At 42.3% G+C, this 2,810-nt stretch carries 3 protein-coding genes; all 3 read right to left on the bottom strand.

The features are described 5' to 3' along the window. A partial coding sequence (locus ACHB7C_RS20675) for a hypothetical protein (RefSeq protein WP_210848981.1) occupies positions 1-182 on the bottom strand: 182 nt, incomplete at its 3' end. Between the two features lie 310 nt (positions 183-492). Continuing rightward, the gene (locus tag ACHB7C_RS20670; RefSeq protein ID WP_015063446.1) at positions 493-933 is read right to left on the bottom strand and encodes a hypothetical protein; all 441 of its coding nucleotides are present in this window, start codon (positions 931-933) and stop codon (positions 493-495) included. Between the two features lie 637 nt (positions 934-1,570). Then, the gene (locus ACHB7C_RS20665) at positions 1,571-2,215 is read right to left on the bottom strand and encodes a quinolone resistance pentapeptide repeat protein QnrD1 (RefSeq protein WP_012634451.1); all 645 of its coding nucleotides are present in this window, start codon (positions 2,213-2,215) and stop codon (positions 1,571-1,573) included. Positions 2,216-2,810: the final 595 nt, after the last annotated feature.

The following is a 2,810-nucleotide window of genomic DNA, read 5'->3' as shown; positions in this document are numbered from 1 at the left end:
GGGGCAAAGCCCCCCGTCAAGCGAAGCGTCTGACCACCACATTTTTGAGCGACCAAATACAGGGGCGAAAAAAGGGGGTGGTCAGACGAACGCAGTGAGTTTGACGGGCTTGGGTGAATGGTTTTTTTCGCAGGCGTCCAGCCGAAGAAAATAGCCAGAGGGCGGAGCCTTATGTCATTCATTTTCGTCCAGAAAATGAGTGGCATTGATACTGAAAGTATCATGGGGTGCAAGTTAGTAAAACTATGATTCTACCCATTATTTCACCCGTTATTCTGCCCGTTATACCTAAATTGGGTGCAATAACGGGTAAAGTAATAGGTAGAATAACAGGTGGATTAATGGGTAAGAAATAACACAACGTCATCTTGTGTCTATCTATTATTCTGTATCTTATTCTATGTATTATTCTACCTATTACAGACGAAATAGATAAAATAAGAGATAGAATAATAGATAGGATAATACATAAAATAATAGGTAAACCTAACGTCAGCGCACCTTTTCTTCGAGCTGTTTTAGCATCGAAATATCACCTAATAACCGTTGATTTTTACCTGTGAAAAAGATGATCGGACTGACATTTGCATTATCAATACTTCGGCTTAACTGAATTCCCATCGCCTGATAATCATCATCGTTTGTGCAATGGTATAACGCTAAAACAAGCTGACATTGTTCTGGAGTTCCGCATTCTATTGCCCAGCGGATCAACTCCGAAAAGGTCAATCCGTTCGGTTTCCAGTGTTTTTTATGCCGTGACGCTAACGCCTTAAATTTTTCACGCCCTTGATTATATTTTTCTGCCCCGATCACCGGATCTTCACAACGAACCCCTTGAACCGGTCGCTTATCAAATGACAATTCCCATAAATTTAATTCTTCGATGTATTCGTAATCTTCTGGCGATGCCAAACGAAATAATTGAGACATAGAGACACCCTCCGATCATGTGTGAACGGAGACAGTATAAGGCTTTCGAGAAATTCCGCTTCCTCGACGTGAAACAAGTTCACGCCTTGCGGCGAGCGTTGCGAATTGAATTTATGAGGTTTACCAAGCTCCAGATGTAACAAAGCCCCGTGACAGCATCACAGGGCTCTGGTACTCTAAATCTTGTGCATTCGTTGCTCAGATTAGACGTCGCAATCCAATCTTAGCAACGTGAGAGGCGCTTGTCACGTTCTCATTAAATACCAGCCAACGACATTAACCCAAATGCACCACTTGATTGACTCGGACTTAGCCCGGTCTCCGAAAGGATAAACAGGCAAATTGTGGTAGTAAAACGTACCGGAAAACGAAATTCCGGCTCTACCTCCGAATCACGCTGCGGTATCGAAAGATTACAGTGCGTACCTGATAAGAGCACCAATCAACGGACTAGGGATTTCTTGGATTGCGAAGTGTCGAAAGAAGCCCAACCTAACCAAACTTAGCCAGATTAACGAGCTAAGAGACCATGACCCAATAACTGATCATGGAGAAAAGCAAAGACAAGATGAAGATGTCGCTTCGCTCCGTTTTGATTAGTACCACATTGGGGCATTAGGCGTTTTTTACCTAGATTTTATCGGTGAACAATAACACCTAAACTCTCAACAAGCTGAAGCGCCTGCTCTCCATCCAACTTCACTCCATCTAAATTAATTCGCCTTGCATCAAGCTCGCCAAGCGCCCCACCCGTTAAATCACAACCAGTAAAATCAGCCAAAGACCAATCAAACGATGAAAACTCCCCACAAGAAAGATCGGAGCCACGAAACACGGCGCCAGTTATCACAGTGCCATTCCAGCGATTTTCCCACAGTTCGCACTTTTCTAATATGACTCTAGAAAAATTAGCGTAACTAAGATTTGTCTTGGTTATATAAGCACTACAAAACCATGACCTTGTAGTTATCATATTCATAAAATTAGCCCCTCGAAAATCAGCTCCTTGAGCTAAACACTCACTAATTTCAAGACCTAAGGCGCTAATGTTTTTAAAATTACTCATTGATAAATCGCAGCTTTTAAAGCTAGCGTTTTTTAGTTTGGCTCTATTAAAATCACACCCTTCCAAGCTATTCCTGTCGTAAAAACTACAATCAACAAATTCAGTATCAGTTAAATCAACCCCTGAAAAATCACAATTTGAAAAGGCAATATTTTTAACTCTATTCCCCGTAAATTGATCTCGTGAAAACTTTTCATTGATAAAGTGCTTTTCCATACATGCTACACCTGGTTATTTATACAGTGCAATCATTGTACATTAATTTGAACAACCTTAAACTCTAGCTAAAATTGATTCATACAATCCCTTTTATGTTAAACGGGCGAGTTAGTTAGCAAAAACCTCCCGTTCATCCCCATTAAAGCCCCTCGAAACGATTTTAAGACACGATCACCCTATAAAACACCCAAATCTACGCTGAAAGTTTAGAACGGTTTTGCGGGCTTCTGAGTGCGTTTTTAACATCGTGCAAACTGACAAGTAAAACGATGCGAAATCGCTGAAAGTCACAAACTTGTTTTGTGGCAAGAAGCGATTTGACCAACCGAGTAAAACGAGGGCGGTAGGCTTTTTGTTTTTATCCTGATGAGCGTCCAGCGAAGAAAGGGAAAAACAGGGGGAGCCGAAACGAAATGACACGCCCCAGCGATGGCAAGTGAACCCCAGTGAACGTGTTTCGTTTTGGGGGCAAAGCCCCCCGTCAAGCGAAGCGTCTGACCACCACATTTTTGAGCGACCAAATACAGGGGCGAAAAAAGGGGGTGGTCAGACGAACGCAGTGAGTTTGACGGGCTTGGGTGAATGGTTTTTT

Origin of the sequence: Providencia sp. 2024EL-00732, assembly GCF_044006275.1 — a bacterium.
Taxonomy (GTDB): Bacteria; Pseudomonadota; Gammaproteobacteria; order Enterobacterales; family Enterobacteriaceae; genus Providencia; species Providencia huashanensis.
The sequence above is the reverse complement of the archived record's forward strand: the minus strand, read 5'-3'. Positions and strand labels throughout refer to the sequence as shown.